Origin of the sequence: Algoriphagus alkaliphilus (genome assembly GCF_900103735.1) — a bacterium.
In the GTDB taxonomy this organism is placed as follows: domain Bacteria; phylum Bacteroidota; class Bacteroidia; order Cytophagales; family Cyclobacteriaceae; genus Algoriphagus; species Algoriphagus alkaliphilus.
This window is the reverse complement of record NZ_FMXE01000017.1, coordinates 21,979-38,894: the sequence shown is the minus strand read 5'-3', so window position 1 is coordinate 38,894 and position 16,916 is coordinate 21,979. Positions and strand designations below refer to the sequence as shown.

General features: G+C 44.3%; 14 protein-coding genes. 6 read left to right on the top strand and 8 right to left on the bottom strand.

Going from position 1 to position 16,916, the window contains the following annotated elements:
• The first annotated feature begins 56 nt into the window (after window positions 1–56).
• Window positions 57–350, top strand: a complete 294-nt coding sequence (locus BLQ81_RS12595) for a type II toxin-antitoxin system HigB family toxin (RefSeq protein WP_092730532.1) — start codon at window positions 57–59, stop codon at window positions 348–350.
• Between the two features lie 13 nt (window positions 351–363).
• A complete protein-coding gene (locus BLQ81_RS12590; protein ID WP_092730530.1) occupies window positions 364–750 on the top strand; it encodes a helix-turn-helix domain-containing protein in 387 nt (128 codons plus the stop codon).
• 91 nt (window positions 751–841) lie between these two features.
• Here BLQ81_RS12590 and BLQ81_RS12585 read toward each other — a convergent pair whose 3' ends face one another.
• The 3 genes from BLQ81_RS12585 to BLQ81_RS12575 are packed head-to-tail and all read right to left on the bottom strand — an operon-like array spanning window position 842 to window position 3,839.
• Window positions 842–1,534, bottom strand: coding sequence for an ABC transporter ATP-binding protein (locus BLQ81_RS12585; protein WP_092730528.1), 693 nt, complete (start codon window positions 1,532–1,534; stop codon window positions 842–844).
• Window positions 1,531–2,787 (bottom strand): ABC transporter permease, encoded by a 1,257-nt coding sequence (locus BLQ81_RS12580; RefSeq protein ID WP_092730526.1) that lies wholly within the window; start codon window positions 2,785–2,787, stop codon window positions 1,531–1,533. The genes BLQ81_RS12585 and BLQ81_RS12580 overlap by 4 nt, the downstream gene beginning before the upstream one ends.
• Window positions 2,787–3,839 carry an efflux RND transporter periplasmic adaptor subunit gene (locus BLQ81_RS12575; protein WP_245693257.1) on the bottom strand — a complete coding sequence of 351 codons (1,053 nt, stop codon included), beginning with the start codon at window positions 3,837–3,839 and terminating at the stop codon, window positions 2,787–2,789. The genes BLQ81_RS12580 and BLQ81_RS12575 overlap by 1 nt, the downstream gene beginning before the upstream one ends.
• A 41-nt stretch (window positions 3,840–3,880) precedes the next feature.
• On the opposite strand from BLQ81_RS12575, the gene BLQ81_RS22950 reads away from it, so the two are divergent.
• Window positions 3,881–4,003 carry a hypothetical protein gene (locus tag BLQ81_RS22950; RefSeq protein WP_262481056.1) on the top strand — a complete coding sequence of 41 codons (123 nt, stop codon included), beginning with the start codon at window positions 3,881–3,883 and terminating at the stop codon, window positions 4,001–4,003.
• A 136-nt stretch (window positions 4,004–4,139) separates the two neighbouring features.
• On the opposite strand, the gene BLQ81_RS12570 is transcribed toward BLQ81_RS22950, so the two are convergent.
• Window positions 4,140–5,342 (bottom strand): serine hydrolase domain-containing protein, encoded by a 1,203-nt coding sequence (locus BLQ81_RS12570; protein WP_092730522.1) that lies wholly within the window; start codon window positions 5,340–5,342, stop codon window positions 4,140–4,142.
• Window positions 5,343–5,396: 54 nt separating this feature from the next.
• Here BLQ81_RS12570 and BLQ81_RS12565 point away from each other — a divergent pair, with 54 nt between their 5' ends.
• Window positions 5,397–6,233, top strand: a complete 837-nt coding sequence (locus BLQ81_RS12565; protein WP_092730520.1) for an alpha/beta hydrolase — start codon at window positions 5,397–5,399, stop codon at window positions 6,231–6,233.
• Window positions 6,234–6,368: 135 nt separating this feature from the next.
• Here the strand turns inward: BLQ81_RS12565 and BLQ81_RS12560 are convergent, their stop codons facing one another.
• From BLQ81_RS12560 to BLQ81_RS12550, 3 genes are all read right to left on the bottom strand, one after another.
• Window positions 6,369–6,743, bottom strand: coding sequence for a DUF1016 N-terminal domain-containing protein (locus BLQ81_RS12560; protein ID WP_092730518.1), 375 nt, complete (start codon window positions 6,741–6,743; stop codon window positions 6,369–6,371).
• A gap of 97 nt (window positions 6,744–6,840) precedes the next feature.
• Complete coding sequence (locus tag BLQ81_RS12555; protein WP_092730516.1) at window positions 6,841–7,326, bottom strand: VOC family protein; 486 nt, start codon at window positions 7,324–7,326, stop codon at window positions 6,841–6,843.
• Between the two features lie 197 nt (window positions 7,327–7,523).
• On the bottom strand, window positions 7,524–9,683 hold the full coding sequence (locus tag BLQ81_RS12550) for an alpha-glucuronidase family glycosyl hydrolase (protein WP_092730631.1): 2,160 nt from the start codon (window positions 9,681–9,683) through the stop codon (window positions 7,524–7,526).
• 153 nt (window positions 9,684–9,836) lie between these two features.
• On the opposite strand from BLQ81_RS12550, the gene BLQ81_RS12545 reads away from it, so the two are divergent.
• A complete protein-coding gene (locus tag BLQ81_RS12545; protein ID WP_092730514.1) occupies window positions 9,837–13,049 on the top strand; it encodes a UvrD-helicase domain-containing protein in 3,213 nt (1,070 codons plus the stop codon).
• Window positions 13,042–15,906 (top strand): PD-(D/E)XK nuclease family protein, encoded by a 2,865-nt coding sequence (locus BLQ81_RS12540; protein ID WP_092730512.1) that lies wholly within the window; start codon window positions 13,042–13,044, stop codon window positions 15,904–15,906. The genes BLQ81_RS12545 and BLQ81_RS12540 overlap by 8 nt, the downstream gene beginning before the upstream one ends.
• A gap of 549 nt (window positions 15,907–16,455) precedes the next feature.
• On the opposite strand, the gene BLQ81_RS12535 is transcribed toward BLQ81_RS12540, so the two are convergent.
• Window positions 16,456–16,911 carry a YciI family protein gene (locus BLQ81_RS12535; RefSeq protein ID WP_092730510.1) on the bottom strand — a complete coding sequence of 152 codons (456 nt, stop codon included), beginning with the start codon at window positions 16,909–16,911 and terminating at the stop codon, window positions 16,456–16,458.
• Window positions 16,912–16,916: the final 5 nt, after the last annotated feature.

Below are 16,916 nucleotides of genomic sequence, written 5' to 3'. Positions count from 1 at the left end.
ACTAAAAGTTGGTCAAACACCAACTTTTTTTTATTTTTGTTAACGGCTATTCCAATATGGTAATTCTTTACTTAAACCGTCTGATAAAATTTTCCAAAAAGCATTCTGATTCAGGAAAAAGCTTGTCTACATGGAAGGCGGTTGTAGAAAATGCCAATTGGAAAAAAAACCAAGATATATTGGAGAGTTTTCCTACAGCTAAAATCATAAAAGGGAATAGAGCGAGGTTTAAAATTGTTGGAAATAAATATCGAATAATTATTGAAGTAGATTTCGAAGATGAGTTGGTAGAAATTCGTTTTATAGGTACTCATTCAGAGTATGATCAAATTGATGCAACTACAATCTAATTGCCTTTTAAAAATGGAAATCAAAAATAACTGGTATCTCCTTGAGAATGAAGCTGATTTTGAATTGGCTAAAGACCGATATGAAGACATAAAGACCTCAGTTAAAGGCTCAAAAGAGCATAAGGAAAAAATGCTTTTGGTGCATTTGATGTCAGAATATGAAAATAAGTTGTGGGATTTGCCTGAGGTTGATCCCATTGAAATTATTAAAATCAGAATGCAGGATTTCGGTTATAATGCAGCGACTTTGGCCAAAGAATATGGAGATAAGGGGACAGTAAGTAAGGTTTTGAATTACAAGCAATCTCTTTCGCTTTCCATGATTAGAAAATTCAGCCAACTTCTTAAAATACCTGCTGAATGGTTGATTAAAGAATATCCTTTAAAAAAGGCTGTTTGAATGCTCGATTTAAAGTTGATTCTATGTTGTAATGCGAACAGGTATTGTAGATCCATAGAATTCCTTCCTGCAAACTGGGACTTCAAACTGATCACTTAAAATTAACCACCCTACCATCTTCCATCTCTATCGTTCGGTCCGTGCCGGCGGCAAATTCCGCGTCATGTGTGACAATAAGCATAGTTTGTCCAAAGTCCTTTGCCAACTCCCGGAATTTATTGTACACAATATCCGAATTCTTCTTGTCCAGATTCCCGGTCGGTTCGTCGCCCATGATCAGTAGCGGATCGTTGATCAAAGCTCTTGCAATGGCCACCCGTTGTTTTTGACCACCGGAAAGTTGATTGGCCTTTTTTCGTGCATGATCCTGCATATCAAAGATTCGCAACTTTTCCATCGCCTGGTGTTCGAGTTGGTCCCTGGAGTATTTTCCTAGTTTCAGTCCCGGGATCATCACATTTTCCAAAACTGAAAACTCATTCAGCAAATAATGAAACTGAAATACGAAACCGATTTTTTCATTTCTAAGCTGAGAAAGGTAATTGGATGATTTTCCTGATATCCGCTCACCATCCATGAATAATTCGCCCTTGTAATCGGTATCCATCGTGGATAAAATATACAAGAGCGTGGATTTGCCACAACCGGATTTTCCTACTACTGATACAAATTCCCCACGATTGATCTGGAAACTCACATTTCGCAAGACCTGCGTTTCAGTGGGATTGTAGAAAAACTTATCAACGTTTTTCGTCTCAAGAACGACTTTGGATTGATCTTTCATTTTCCTCTGATAATTTCTACCGGGTCTACGCTGCTTGCTTTTCTGGCAGGAAAAAATCCTGCGAAATAGGTGGTGATCAAACTAAAGATCCCGCCGATTAGGTAATATTTTAAATTGTAATCCACGGGGAATGTTTTGATAGTGGGTAGGGCCGCCGTTTCAAAAGGAATCTGATCGATGACTAGGCAGGCCAAAAAGCCAAAAATCAAGCCAAACACCCCTCCGATGATGCCAATGGTAAGGGCGATGGTGATAAAAATCCGGTTGACATCTTGACTGCTAAACCCTATAGCCTTGAGGATGGCAATGGTGTCGAGTTTTTCGAAGATCATCATATTCAGGATATTGTAAATCCCAAAACCAGAAACGACTAGCAAAGTAATGCCCACGGCATAGCTGATTAATGTTCGGATGTTTGTCCCTGTTTCAAATTGGGCATTGACTGTCTGGATATCGTCTGCATCTATCCCGAACACATTCCCAAACTCCTTAGCCAAAGGAGGGGCAAGACTTAGGTCCTTCAGCTTCACCTGAATATCAGTGATGTAGGCAGGGGGTTCGCCGAGCATTTTTTGCACTGTCGCGATTGATGCAAAGCTGTTGACATTGTCAAAATCCCCAAGTCCGGACTGATAATATCCGGCTACTTTCAGTTGAACCCTGTTACCCTGCGCAGTGGTGATTTGAATTACATCGCCGATGTCCGCAAGCATGCGATCAGCAGCGCCTTTGCCTAGGATAATGGAATTTGTTTGATTGAGATCGGCAAAATTTCCGCTGGTCACATAGTCGGTGAAAGCGAAAAGTTCGGCCTCTTTATCCACATCTATCCCGCTGACAATCCCGGTGAGATCGATAGTACCGACATTGAAAAAAACCTGTGCCGAGATTTTGGGGCTCACACCCAACACCCTGGAGTCCTCTTCCAAGGTCCTGATAATTGCCTCGCTATTGTGAATAGCCAAGCGGCTGGTGCTGGGCTTGATTGATCGGATGATGTTTAGCGAATTTTCAAAAGTGGAACCTTGGTCGATGGGTTGATTGGGATTGGGCCGGATTTCGTTGTAAAATCGAATATGGGGGGTGCGATTCAGCACCAATCCATCGAGCATCGCATTCAGTCCATTCATAAATCCAAGCAAAGCCACAAACATGGTGATGCTGAACATCACCCCCGTGGCGGCAATCAGTGTTTGCTTCATTCGCGCAAACATCAAGGCTCGGGCGATCTCAAAGATCAAGGACCATTTCATTATTTTCTAGGAAGTATTAGTGGAGTTTTTTCATCAACGCCTTCCAAGATTTCGGCAAATTGATACGTCTTGATTCCAACTTTTACCGGAATCGTATCGCCGTTTTCAGTGATCACCTGATTATCCAGCCAAAGGTAGCTTCTAGGGATAACCAGCGTTTCGGCTTTTATCTGAGTCACAATATTTGCTTCCAGCGTCAGATTAGGGTAGAGCCGGGGAGGTGCTTTGGTGAAAACGGCCTCAATCGTGAAACTCTTACTTAGCGAATTCATGATCGGATAGATTCGGGTGACTTTGGCTTCGAAAACCTGATCCTTAAAACTGTCCATGGTGACCATCACAATTTGGCCTAGTTCAACTTTGGAAATATCATATTCATCGACCTGCAATTCCAAAAGAAATTCTCCCGCACTTCCAATCACCGCTAATGGAGTTTGTGGACTGACCATTTCTCCTTTTTCCTTCAAAACAGAATACACTACACCATCGATTTTGCTGGTAAGTAAGTATTCGCCAAGCAGGACGTCGCTGATGGCGAGATTTTTTGAGGCACTCCTTGAGTTGAATTCGATTTCCCGCTTCAAATCCAGGTAACGTAGCAAAGCCGATTCGTAGGAGGTTTTTGAGTTTTGAAAATTAAGGGCACGTTGCTCTAATTCTACTGCTGTACCAATTCCCTTTGCCCAAAGGCTCGTTTGCCGAACGAGCAGAAGGGAGTCGTTTTGTTTTTTGCTTTTTGCCAGATTGATGGTCAACTCCAGATCTTGAATGCGACTTTGGTTGGATTGCAGGTCTGCAAAATTTCGGGAAAGTTGCGCATTATCCCTGCCAAGTTTTTCTCGTTCGCTGAAAACTTTCAATATGGGGGTGCCGGCTTTTACGGTGTCGCCTTCCCGAACAAAGATTTCTTCAATCGGCCCGGTAGCTAAGGTAAAAGCTTCGTATTGACCTTTTGCTTTGACCAGGCCTGAAGCATAGACCGATTCAGTCAGTGATTTTTTTTCCGGCAGGATAGTTTTTTCATCCGACTTTCCGCAAGAAATGATACTCATTGATAGTAAAATCAGTATTTGAAAATCACCAAATCCCGAAAATGAAAAACAAATTTTTCGCATACGAATTGAAGCATGAGGAAATTCAAAGTAAACAATTTCTTCTCCCGAAAGAACTGAGAAAAATCAGTCCACGGTGGTTTTTTATCGGCTACCTGATTTAGCTGCGGTGAAGTTAGACTCATGCGAGCGCTGATGTTACAGAATAGGTGTCTCGTGGTGGGAAATGAAAGGATCTATTGCCTGTGTCAGAAAACTGACTGTCGGGACTACTTACCGAAACCTTCATCTTTTCTCTCATTACTCGATCGCCTGATAAACCATTTGCCGGAACTTGTTTTCGTAATACGAACTGAAAGGTGCGACCTGTGTCATAAATATCGCGACCATGTCTTCCTTTGGATCTATAAAGAAGTAGGTGCAATAGGCACCACTCCAATAGAATGTGCCCTCCGATCCCAAAGCCTTGGTATCTGCCAAATTATCCACCACAGCAAAGCCAAATCCAAAACCCTTTCCCGGATCCTGAAAAAGATCCTTACTCTGGTTTATTGACATCAATTCCACAGTTTTCGAACTTAGATATCTTTTTCCATCCAATTCTCCGCCATTGAGCATCATACGGGCAAAAAGTGAATAATCGTGTGCAGTGGAAAATAGTGCATTAGCACCGGCAAAGACTGTATTTCCCGAGGTGGGAGTTTGCCTTGGAGCTTTGATCAGCTTACCGTCTTCATCAAAGGCATGCAGTACAGTCATTCGCTTAGTTTGCGCTTCTGTGAGATTGTAGCCTGTATCCTTCATTCCCAAGGGATTAAAAAGTCGTTGCTGTAGGAATTCAGCAGTTGTCTGACCGGAAAAGACTTCAATCAGTCGCGCAAGGATGTCCGGTGAAGCCGAATAGTACCATTGCTCACCCGGCTGACCGTAGAGTGGGAGTTTAGCGTAAGCAGCTACACGAGATGCGATATCTTTGTATTGGGTTTGATAAAGACCACGAATCACTTCTTCGTCCACTTTGGAGCTTCCCAATCCATGTGAAAATCCAGCCGTGTGACTCATCAGTTGGGCGATGGTAATGGGCGACTTGACAGGCTCCAAACCTCCTTCAGAACCCAATTTTACGTCTTTTGCAACCATGGCATCCTTGAATTCCGGAAGATACTTGTGAAGCGGATCGTTGAGGAAGAAGTGCCCTTCCTCATACAGCATCATGAAAGCCGCGGTAATGATGGGCTTGGTCATCGACTGGATGTAGTAGATTTGATCTGTCTTCGCTGGAGTTTTTCCGGAAAAATCATTGTAGCCCAAAGCCGATTCGTGGACTTTTTCGCCATTTTTATATACTAGCGTGACGACTCCCGGTAATCTGCCCTCTTCGATTTCTTTTTGAAAATAGGCATCGTATCGATCGAGACGGTCTTTGGAAAGGCCGGTTTGTGCCAGTCCTGAACAAACCAAGACTAGTGACAGAAGGATGGTGGAAAAGGTTTTTTGGATCATTTTGATTGAATATGGTCGGCATACTTCTAAATTTAATCAAAAACTAGCTGATCCATGTCACACCTCGAAACCTCCTTTACCACTTACGACGGACTGAAACTTTACCTCCAAGCTTGGATGCCTGAAAAACCAAAGGCTGGAATGCTGCTCGTTCATGGTTTGGGAGAGCATAGCGGCCGGTATGGGCATATCGTTGAAAAGCTGAATGAATTGGGTGTGGCAGTTTTTACTTTTGATGGAAGAGGACATGGAAAATCAGTAGAAGGAAAGCCAACAGCCTACTTTGATTCTTATGAAGATTACCTGAAGGACATCGATGCACTTTTTGGTAAAGTCAAAGCCTATTTGCCCGGCCTTCCTGCTTTTCTTTATGGGCACAGTATGGGTGGAGGATTGGTGGCGGCTTATATACTGAAATTTAAGCCTGAAGCCAAAGGTGTGATTCTAAGTTCGCCGGCAATAAAAGAGGCGGAAGGGACATCCTACTTCTTGATCACAATTTCCGGTCTAATCAATCGCCTTTTACCCAAGCTTAAAGTCCTCAAATTGGACATTTTGGGAATTTCCCGGATTCCCGAGGAAGTGGAAAAATATAAAAAAGATCCCTTGATCTATCAGGAAAATATCCCGGCTAGGACAGGCTATGAGCTCTACCAAATGATGCAGTTTATTCAGCAGAAAGCAGGTGAATTAGGTCTTCCTTTTCTATTGATTCACGGAGAAGCAGATCGACTCACCAATCCAAAAGGATCGGAATTATTATTTGAAAAGGCTAAGTCAGCCGATAAAACCCTCAAGATTTTTCCCGGAGGCTATCATGAATTGGTCAATGATTCTGATCGGGAGGAAGTGATGCAGGTGATTGTGGATTGGGTGGGGGAAAGGATTTGAATCGAGAAGTTTTTACCACAAAGGCCGCAAAGGAAAATAAGAGAACACTAAGATTTTTCACCCTGAGGATGCTATGTAGCGCGAAAATTCTTAGCCAAATGCCTACCTGCCCAAAGGTTGTCAGAGAAAAAGGATTTAGAATTTTAGCTTGGATACAAAGTGATTAATATTAAAAAAGTGGCTCCAACTCAATTGTCGTGACAGTGTAACGACAATTTGAAAATCCGGAAACTCTTCGGCAAATTGAATCATTCTGCGGACATTTTTTTCCGTGAAATTACGGCCATAGTTTGCTTCTAGTTGGGCAGATATAGTGGCTACGATTTGCTTTCCATATGCGGCTCGTTCATTGTTTAGGATTTCATTACTGATCCGATTGCCAACATTCCAAAACAAAAGCGTCAACGCACTATTAGCTACTTTTGCTATTTGTTTCTGACTCTGTTCGATCATTTCCGACAAATCCTGGAATAGATCAACGTTATGCAAGTTTTGGGTTTTCTTGGTCATAGTTCAGGTCATTTCTATTGTCTTCATTTAGGTTTTCTCGCCCAAGTGAGTCTCCGCACTCACTTGAATTTTATTTAGTAAGCAAATCGAATAGTAATTAAAGCTCTCCCAAAAGTCCCTTCACATCCAACTGCCTCGTGTACATAGTGAGGTCTCCATTTTCATCCAAAGGCCAGTCTACTTTTGGTCGATCCCAATACAGTTCCACCCCGTTTTCATCGGGATCATCCAAATATAGCGCTTCCGAAACGCCATGGTCAGCAGCACCGGTGAGTGGATAATTGGCTTCAGTGATCCGTTTAAAGATCACAGCTAGATCTTTTCGTGTTGGGAAAAGAATGGCAGTATGAAAGAGTCCAGGGGCATTTTTCGGTGCCGGTTTCCCCCCTTTGCTTTGCCAGGTATTCAATCCGATGTGGTGATGATAGCCTCCCGCAGAGATGAAGGCGGCATCTTTGCCATACATCAATACGAGCTCAAATCCCAGCAATCCACAATAGAAATCCAGCGATCGCTGGATGTCTGTGACTTTTAGGTGTACATGCCCGATTCGGGTAGCGGCGGGGATAGTGTATATTTCCATGTTCTTATTTCTTCATCATTCAACATTCATCATTCGATATTCATTATTACTTCATTTTCTCGCCCAAGTGAGTGTCCCCACTCACTTGAATTCAAATTATTTTTAAGTAAACCGTGAGTGGGGACACTCACGGTGGCTGAACAACCAAACTCTTCCAAAAGCCTCGTAAATCGTATTTCGAAAACCGTAAATCCAAATCACCATCTCGGCCTAATCCCCGGTGCGGTTGGGAATCTTAAGCTTTTGTAATATTCCAGATCACCTTCGGGCTGTTCGATTTCCTCCGGAAAAGGGCGCTTCGCAAAAGTCTGGAAATAAAGTAAGCAGGAATTTCTCCACCATTCGGCCTCTGAGACCTGAACGGCCAACAATTGCCTCACATGATCAAATCGCTCAGGATCGATCTCAGATTCCAAAGAAGACCAAGATTCCTTCATTTTTCTCGCGGTTTTTACACCCTGATCGTAATGAAGGCCGATTTCCTCCCAAAGTGTTTTTCCTGATTTCATCTCAAAATCCCAAGGAAGATGATGAAACCAAAGCAAATATTTCTCCGGTATTTGATTCGGATCAGCATACGCGTTCACCAGTTCGGGAGCATATTGGCCCAAGGCATCACTGCCACTTGCTGTGCGGTCAAAACCGATTCCCATACTATCCGCCTGATGATAATAGAGCGCTGTCCAGTCCGGTCTTCCGCCCGTCACCCAAGGTCCCGGACCGTAATGATGATCCCAGCCCATGATATGGTGAAGCCCTAAGGGCATCATGTAATTGACGGCTGCTTCATGCGATCCGAGTAGAATTTCATTGATTTTTGATAAAACTTCCGGTTTTTGACCAAAGGTCATTTTTATCCATTCATCTGCAATTTGGGCTGAGGTCAAGGAGTGATCCCATGCCTGTCGTCCAAATGCATACCAGTTGGCCTGTCCGAAAAGATGCCCGGTCCAATTGCGGTCGGTTCCGATATTGGATACGCCCGCCATCAGTGTCAGCTTTTGTCCGGAGTCGCTTCCATCGATGATACCAGCCACAGTGGAGGCAGAGGTAGGGCGGTAGGTTCTGCTGCGCAAAACTTCTTCCCACATCGGAGCAAGGAAGACCAATTGGGTAGCTTGTCCGAGGTATTCCTGAGTGATTTGAAACTCAATCCCGAGATTGGTACTCTTGACAGCTCCAAAGAGCGGATGAAAAGGTTCACGTGGCATGAAATCTATCGCTCCATTTTTCACTTGTATGATCACGTTCTCCCGGAATTTACCATCCAAAGGTTCGAATTCGAGATTGGCATGTTTGTGCCGGTCCTCATCCAACTCATGTGAATAGACGAAAGCTCTCCAAATCAAGATGCCATCATGTGGAGCCAAAGCGTCGGCCAGGACATTTGCACCTTCGGCATGATTTCGTTGGTATTCATGTGGGCCGGGTTGACCCTCAGAATTAGCTTTGACGAGGTAACCCCCAAAGTCGGGGATAAAGGAGTACATCTCGTCTGTTTTATTTTTCCAAAAAGCGATTACCTCCGGATCGAGTGGATCGGCGGTTTTTAATCCTCCGATTTCGATCGGAGCAGAAAAGCGCGCGGTAAGGAAAACCTTAATGCCATAAGGTCTGAAAATGTCTGCCAAAACTTTCGCCTTTTTCATGAAATCAGTGGTGAGAATCCTGGCATTTGCATTGACATTGGTGAGCGACACGGCGTTGATTCCGATGCTTGCATTTGCCCGTGCATAGTCGATGTAGCGGGGATCGATATAGCCTGGAAGCTTGTGCCAATCCCAAATCGAGAAACCTGCATACCCTCTCTCCACTGTCCGATCCAGATTGTCCCAATGGTTGAGCATACGAAGCCTAACTTTTGGACTGTCTGATTTTTGGAGGCGGGGATCAAAAGCTCCGGTTTGAATGGTTTTCAACCAATCAAAGACACCATAGAGGACACCGATAGGTCGGTTTCCCACGATGGTGAAATAGGTTTTTCCCTGAAAATCGATTGGCCCCATCCAAAATCCATCTTCGCCCAAATCCCGGATGTCAACCTGTTGCTGCAATCCGAGTACTTGCGAAAGCTGTTCCCGTGTTCCCAACCAAACCTTGGATTGAGCCAATCTTTCCTTTGAATAAATCGGCGTTTTTCCCAGCATCTTTTGACCTGCTATATCCAGTTCCTTTCGGATGACATCGTAAGTTGGGCTTTCGCCAAAGAAAAAAAATCCGGAGAAAAGCGGATCGATCTGAGTCTTTAGTTGTGGATTTTCCACCGGACTGTAATCCAGCCAAAGTCCATAGCCATCTTTGGCACTGGTGTCAAAGAATAGCAGACAACAAATGAAACTACTCAGCAAGGTTTTCATGGGCTTAAATATTTGAGAATTTGAAAATGACCAAAAATGCAAGAAATTCCAATTTGAGCTCCGCAATGGATTTCTGACAACTGCCGTCACTTCAGCCCAAACTTGTGTCGAAATCCCCTTGGCTTTCCTATCTTCGAAGCCTAACTTTTTCCCATGGATCATAAACCCTTCATCATCTACAAATCCTCGGCCGGCTCGGGTAAGACCTACACGCTGACCTTGGAATACCTCAAACTTGCATTGGCAAATCCCGGAGCATTTCGGCAGATTCTCGCGGTGACTTTTACCAATAAAGCTACCGCGGAAATGAAGGAGCGGATTCTCAAAGAGCTGAATCGTCTCCGAACGACAGTCATTCCGGGTGATAAGATGGATGACGAACTGATGAAAGTGCTTCGAGTAGATGAAGTTGGATTGATGGCGAGCGCTTCACAGACCTTGACAGCGATTCTGCATGATTATGGGCATTTTTCGGTCAGCACGATTGACAGTTTCTTTCAGAAAGTGGTGCGGGCATTTGCCAGGGAAATGGATCTCAACGCCAAGTTTGAGGTTGAGTTGGATCAGCAAGCGGTGCTCGATCGCGTAGTGGATCGCGTGGTGATGCTGGTGATGGAGGATGAATTTCTCCACAAGTGGCTGGTAGACTACGCCTCTGATCAGATCCAAAACGGCAAATCCTGGGATATTCGACGGAATATTCGCGAGTTGGGAGGGCAGATTTTTCAGGAGGACTTCAAGCGGTATTCCGCTGATATTCGAAGTTTTTTAAAGGAAAAAGAAAACATTTCGCGACTTCAGGTTTTTGCACGGGAACGGAGGGCCGAACTGATCAAAATCGCCGAGGCGATCAATCTGAAAGCCAATGAAATCCGAGCTGGTTTAGGTTTGGAATGGAGCGACTACAACCGTGGATTTCTTAGCAGATTTGATAAACTGGGTAAAAAAGAAACTCCGATTTCTGATTTTTCAGATGCCCTTCTGGCCAAAGCAGCAAGTCCGGAAGCTTGGGCTACAAAGACAAGTCCTAAAAGGGACTTGATTGAGCAATCATACTACGCCGGATTGGGAGAACTTTTGGGAAAAGTAGAGCAGCTGACTTACCAGTGGAACACCTTGTTGACGATCTCCAAAAACATCTACGTGTATGGTATTTTCAGAAATCTCCTGGAGGAACTGACCCTCATCAAGGATGAAGAAAGCATTTTACTGATTTCCGATGCCAATGAGTTTCTCAAGGAAATCACCAAAGAAAATGACGCTCCTTTCATCTATGAAAAAGTCGGAAATCAGTACCGAAACTATCTGATTGACGAATTTCAGGACACTTCCGGATTCCAATGGGCAAGCTTCAAGCCGCTGCTAGAAAACTCCCTTTCGCAGGGTAACACCAATCTTTTGGTAGGGGATGTGAAGCAGTCGATCTATCGCTGGAGAGGCGGAGAGATGAAGTTACTTTTGGAGCAAGTGGAGCAAGAGATGGGTGTTTTTGGGATTCAACATGAAAATCTGGAAACCAATTTTCGAAGTCTGCCAACTATCATTGACTTTAATAATGCGCTTTTTAAACGGCTTCCGGCCTCCTTTGAAGCGACACTTCAGGATCAGTACGGAGTGGCTGATCCATCGATTCTTTCGCGCGCATATTCGGACGTAAATCAGAAGATTTCGCCAAAAAAGGCAAGTTCTGAATTTCGGGGTAAGGTGAAAATTGAGTTTTTGGCCTCGGGTAAGGAAGAAGAGGAGGAGGGAAATTTTTCCGAGCGGGTGCTGGATAAGCTTCCGGCCATGGTGTGCGAACTTCAGGACCACGGCTACAGCTTACGCGATATTGCATTTTTGGTACGCACCAAAGCGGAAGGGGAAGCCATCGCAGATATTCTGATGCGGGAAGGGGCGAGGAATATTGATTCTGCCTATCGCTTCGATGTGCTTTCTGATGAATCGATGTACCTGAGCAAATCTGCGGCTGTCAAAGCCCTGGTGGCGGGATTGAAATACCTCCAATATCCCGACGATGTGGTACAGTTTAAGACCATGTGGTACTATAGGGCAGTGTTGCAGGGAGAACCTGTCAACCACGAGCTTTTGGCCTTGGATCAAATTCCGGATTACTTGAGGGAAAAGATGGAGTCTTTTCGGCAGCGCGAGACGCTTTTGCTCCAGCTTCCATTGATGGAAGCCTTGGAGGAGTTGATATCCGCCTTGGATTTGATGGAAAATGGACTGGAAAAAGCCTATATCTCAGGTTTCAAGGAGGCCGTCTATGACTTCACAGCATCCAATCGCTCTGATCTCGCGGGGTTTCTGGATTGGTGGGAGGATAATCAATCCAAACGCACCGTTAAGATTCCGGAAGGTCATGATGCCATGCGGATTTTGACCATTCACAAGTCTAAGGGATTGCAGTTTAAAGTGGTGCTGATGCCGTTTTTGAAATGGACAATCTTTGATGTGACCAAGGGAAATGTGGTTTGGTCGCCTTTTGAGGACAAAGACCATAATCTCGCAGCCATCATTCCGCTCACGCTCAATAGCAACCTATCCAAATCTGACTTCCATGAGACCTATTCCGAAGAAGCGATTTTGGCATATTTGGACAGCTTGAATATGATTTATGTGGCGCTGACGCGGGCTGAGGATGTTTTTTGGGGATTTGTTCCCTACAAGGAAAAGATCGGCTCACTCAATATATTGGAGGTTCATTTGCAGCAGATTCTTCAAAATGGAATAGAAACCGGGGAAGGATTGAGCCTTTCGGAGTATTTTGATTCCGAAACCAAAATCTTTGAATTGGGTGATTGGCCAAAAGTGAAGCCGGAGAAACCCCCAGTGCTTACTGTACCGGAGTTGCGCTGGGCCTATCAAAACTGGACTGAGCTTTTGAAAGTGAAGAAGTATGCAGTGGACTTTTCCCAGGAAGGAATGGAACAGCGCAAAAAACGCAACTTCGGCTTGCTTGTCCACGAAATTTTGGAAAAATCCATCGATTTGGAAGCTGCAAAGTCCATTTTGCAGTCCTTTTACTTCGAAGGAAGACTCAGCGAATCTGAAAAATCAGAGGTTGAAACACAGTTGATTGGACTTTTCAAAAATTCACTTTTTTCATCTTGGTTTGTCGGTGAAGGCATTCTGCTCGCAGAACAGGGAATATTACTTCCCAGAGGAAAGCAAAAACGTCCCGATCGAATTATCCTGAGGGAAAGTGAATCTGTCATTGTCGATTTCAAAACGGGTGAGGAAATGGAGCACTATAGAAACCAAGTGCGGGAATATATGGAATTGGTGAAAAAACTAACCCAAAAGCCTGCCAAAGGCTTTTTATGCTATTTGGAAACTGGAAAAATCGAAGAAGTCCATGCATAGTTTTCTAAAAAATACTGCAAAGGAGATTCTTGAAAAACACGAAAATCTTCAAAACCTCAGTATCGTCCTTCCCAACCGAAGAGCCGGTTTATTCTTTACACAGCATTTGGGAACTTTGATCTCCGAACCGACTTGGATGCCGGAGGTGAAGACGATTGAGGATATATTTTATCAGTATGCGGGTCAGCGTCCTGCCGATGACTTGACCCTGATCTTTGAGGTGTATCGGGTTTATCGGGATTTACATCCGAATCCGGAAGATTTTGACCGTTTTTTCTTTTGGGGAGAAATGATCCTCAAAGATTTCAACGACGTGGATCAATTTATGGCAGATGCCAAACGATTGTATCATCAGTTGGCTGAATTCAAGGAATTTGAGTCCGATCAGAGTTTTTTGACTGAAGGTCAGGTGGAGTTGATTCAGCAGTTTTGGAATTCCTTCATTCGGCAGGATCGCATGCATCAGGAGAAGTTTTTGAAGTTCTGGGAATTGCTCAATCCACTTTATCAGTCATTTCAGGCTTCCTTGGATGTATCGGGTTTGGCCTATTCGGGAAAGCTTTACCGCAAAGTAGTCGAGGCGCTCGATCAACTCGAAAAGCCGGAAAAACATACGATTTTCATCGGTTTCAATGCATTTACCGGCACTGAAGAGAAACTGATCAAGCATTTTATCTCCAGGTTTGGGGCTGAAATTTTCTGGGATTTGGATGGCTATTACCTTAATGACAAAAATCAGGAAGCCGGACTTTTCTTCCGTGAATACCAAAGAGACAAGGTTTTGGGGCCTACATTTCCCGAAATAATTCCGACGCAGATTCAAAGCCGAAACGCTAAAATCCATACGTATGCCACGCCGCTCAAAACAAATCAAGCAAATCTGGTCGGGACGATTTTGGAGCAGGTGAAAGGCGAAGAAAACTGGGAAGAGACCGTGGTGATTCTGCCGGATGAGCAGATGCTATTTCCGATACTTCATTCCCTTCCTGATCAGATTGATAAAGTCAACGTCACGATGGGCTATCCTGTCAAAAATGCACCTGTGTATGCCTTCTTGGAGGCCGTCCTGGAGATGCAGCGATTTATTAAAATAGAAGACGGAAAGGTGCTTTTCTATCATCAGGCAGTCAGAAATCTGCTTTCATCCATTTACTTGAAAACTGCCAATCCGAAGTTTTGTGAAGATTTGCTGTTGGACATTCAGGCGAAAAATCAGATTCATATTTCGCAGGAAAATCTCCAAAAGGGTGGTGAATTTTTCGCGCTGATATTTCAAAAGCTCGAAAGCGATCAGTTGTTTGCCTATCTGTCCAAGTTGATGGAGGATTTGGCCGAACGACTGAAAGAAGAACCTTTGCAGCGGAGTTACCTGTATCAATGCTTTAAGCAACTGACCCGATTGCGGGAGGTTTTTGCGAAGCAGGATTCATTGCGTGTCAATCGGGAGTTTTTCATCCGGCTTTTCCGTCAGGTTTTCAGAGAGGTGAAGTTGCCATTTGAAGGGGAACCGCTACAGGGGCTGCAGGTGATGGGGGTGTTGGAGACTAGAAACCTAGATTTCCGGCGGGTAATCATCTGCAATATGAATGAGAGCAGTTTTCCGCCTTCAGCCGGATTGAATTCTATGATTCCGTTCAATATTCGCCGGGCGTTTGGATTGCCTGTACAGGAGCAAAACGACGCGATCTATGCCTACACTTTTTACCGACTGCTTCACTCTGCAGAGGAGGTGCATATGATTTACACTACGGCAGCCGATCAGGGGAAAGCCGGAGAAAGGAGCCGCTACATCCAACAGATGATGGTGGAAATGGGCTTGGAGATCAGGGAGGAGGTGATTTTTGTTCCAATCGACCAAAAGTCTCCGGAAGAAATCATCATTCCAAAAGTGCCAGAGGTTTTGGGACTTTTGGATAGGTATCTAATCCGACCCGACGGCACATCCGAAACTGCCTTTTCGCCCTCAGCACTGAGTGTTTACCTCGATTGTCGTCTCAAGTTTTACCTCCAATACCTTGCAGAACTAAAAGAAAAAGATGAGGTCAGCGAAGACATCGATGCAGGGGTTTTTGGGAATTTGGCGCATTATAGCATGGAAAATCTCTATCAAGGCTTTATGGAGCGAAAGAAAAGGGATGTGCTGGAACCGGGAGATTTTAAGGATTTGCGGCATCTTTGGGTGTTTCCTGCCATTGAACAGGCAGTTCGTACGCATTATCACCTAGAAGATGCGGCTGAAACCAAGCTAAACGGGCAAATGGCTATCGCGCGTGATGTACTCCAAAAATACATCAACCGGATTTTGGAAATTGATGCCGCTTCTGCTCCTTTCCGTTTGGTTTCTTTGGAAAAGGCTAAAAAATATCAGGCTAAACTACTGATTCAGACTTCGAAGGGCAGCGGTGAGATTGCCTTACGGGGAATTATTGACCGAGTTGATGAATTGAATGGAGCGATTCGACTGATAGATTACAAATCGGGAGGCGATAAAAAGGAGTTTCCGGATATTCCATCGCTTTTCGACCGAGAAAACAAAAAGCGAAACAAAGCAGCGATGCAGACCATGTTTTACGGACTGCTTTATCAAGCGACTTATCCTGAGAATACGGCGGTACTCAAACCGGCTATTTTCAATTTACGGGAGCTATTTTCGGATGATTTCAATCCGTATTTGCAGTTGAAGCAAGCCTATAAAACCGGAATTGAGCTAAATGATTACCGTGATTATCAGGAAGCGTATGAGGAAGGATTGAAGGGGCTATTGGAAGAGATGTACGATCCGGAAGTTCCATTTTCTCAAACGGATGACGTGGAGAAGTGTAAGTATTGTCCTTACAAGGAGATGTGTGGAAGGTAGGGGGCAGTAGGCAGTCTCAGTAGGCGGAGAGGAAAGGTAGTAGGGTCACCCTGAGTCTTAAATATTCTGCGAACATACAAAATGGAAATGACAGGGTTTTGCACACCAAGTAAGTCAATAAATGTAAAACCACGTTTGATTTAACCTGCGTAAACAAAACATCGATCGGAAGGGCGCGGTAGGAGGATTTGCCCCTGCCTGCAGCAGGCAGGAGCGAGCCAGCGTTCGGCCTAGTGCGGTGGGAGCTTTGGCAAATCTTGACCTTTTGGTTCTTTTGGGTTAAGCCAAAAGAACGAAGAAAACGAATAACCTAACCTAAACTTAAAACCAGAATTAACTGGTTCATCGCGAGAAATCACACTTCATGATCTCGGAATATAATTTTGAATAATTAGAAAAAAAAATTTAACACAATCTGTCATCGGTAGCGGAGTCGAAGGGTTTTGTAAGTGGTAAAAGTGAGAACTAAGCAGTGATAGTAGGCAGGTGCTCCGCCTGTCAAATTCTGACCACTGCGATTGAAAGCTGATCACTGCAAACTGCCCCTGCCTACTGAAAACCTTTTTTAGTCACCTTGGGATAAACCTCAGGCAAGGTCATCAATGCCGCTGAACCGTACCATTCCTTCAAATCCATTTTCAAAACTCCGGCAATGATTGCAGGGTCGGTTTCAGTCAGTGCTTTGGCTTCTTCTAAGGTTTGAACGTCAAAGATGTAGATTCCTCGCAAGTCATCATTTCCCATAAATGGTCCTGCAACGATCAATTTTCCCATTTCAGCCATTTTGCCAATGTTGGCCATATGTCCGGCTTGGATTTCGGATCGCTGTTGAGCAGTGAAATCATTGACCTTATCACCTCTGAACAAGAAGGCCATCACATATTTTCGCATGCCATACTCATCGGCACCGAGTTTTTGCGCCAGAGCTTCATCGTAAGCATCTTGAGCGAAAGCTGATCCGCAAAAGGTCAGGATCAGCAGAATAGGGAAGATTAGTGTTTTCATGGATT

What these genes read in the sequence shown, in the direction of transcription:
- BLQ81_RS12595 (WP_092730532.1), top strand. Translation starts at nt 57, where the DNA reads ATGGTAATTCTTTACTTAAACCGTCTGATAAAATTTTCCAAAAAGCAT.
- BLQ81_RS12590 (WP_092730530.1), top strand. Translation starts at nt 364, where the DNA reads ATGGAAATCAAAAATAACTGGTATCTCCTTGAGAATGAAGCTGATTTT.
- BLQ81_RS12585 (WP_092730528.1), bottom strand. Translation starts at nt 1,534, where the DNA reads ATGAAAGATCAATCCAAAGTCGTTCTTGAGACGAAAAACGTTGATAAG.
- BLQ81_RS12580 (WP_092730526.1), bottom strand. Translation starts at nt 2,787, where the DNA reads ATGAAATGGTCCTTGATCTTTGAGATCGCCCGAGCCTTGATGTTTGCG.
- BLQ81_RS12575 (WP_245693257.1), bottom strand. Translation starts at nt 3,839, where the DNA reads ATGAGTATCATTTCTTGCGGAAAGTCGGATGAAAAAACTATCCTGCCG.
- BLQ81_RS22950 (WP_262481056.1), top strand. Translation starts at nt 3,881, where the DNA reads ATGAAAAACAAATTTTTCGCATACGAATTGAAGCATGAGGAAATTCAA.
- BLQ81_RS12570 (WP_092730522.1), bottom strand. Translation starts at nt 5,342, where the DNA reads ATGATCCAAAAAACCTTTTCCACCATCCTTCTGTCACTAGTCTTGGTT.
- BLQ81_RS12565 (WP_092730520.1), top strand. Translation starts at nt 5,397, where the DNA reads ATGTCACACCTCGAAACCTCCTTTACCACTTACGACGGACTGAAACTT.
- BLQ81_RS12560 (WP_092730518.1), bottom strand. Translation starts at nt 6,743, where the DNA reads ATGACCAAGAAAACCCAAAACTTGCATAACGTTGATCTATTCCAGGAT.
- BLQ81_RS12555 (WP_092730516.1), bottom strand. Translation starts at nt 7,326, where the DNA reads ATGGAAATATACACTATCCCCGCCGCTACCCGAATCGGGCATGTACAC.
- BLQ81_RS12550 (WP_092730631.1), bottom strand. Translation starts at nt 9,683, where the DNA reads ATGAAAACCTTGCTGAGTAGTTTCATTTGTTGTCTGCTATTCTTTGAC.
- BLQ81_RS12545 (WP_092730514.1), top strand. Translation starts at nt 9,837, where the DNA reads ATGGATCATAAACCCTTCATCATCTACAAATCCTCGGCCGGCTCGGGT.
- BLQ81_RS12540 (WP_092730512.1), top strand. Translation starts at nt 13,042, where the DNA reads ATGCATAGTTTTCTAAAAAATACTGCAAAGGAGATTCTTGAAAAACAC.
- BLQ81_RS12535 (WP_092730510.1), bottom strand. Translation starts at nt 16,911, where the DNA reads ATGAAAACACTAATCTTCCCTATTCTGCTGATCCTGACCTTTTGCGGA.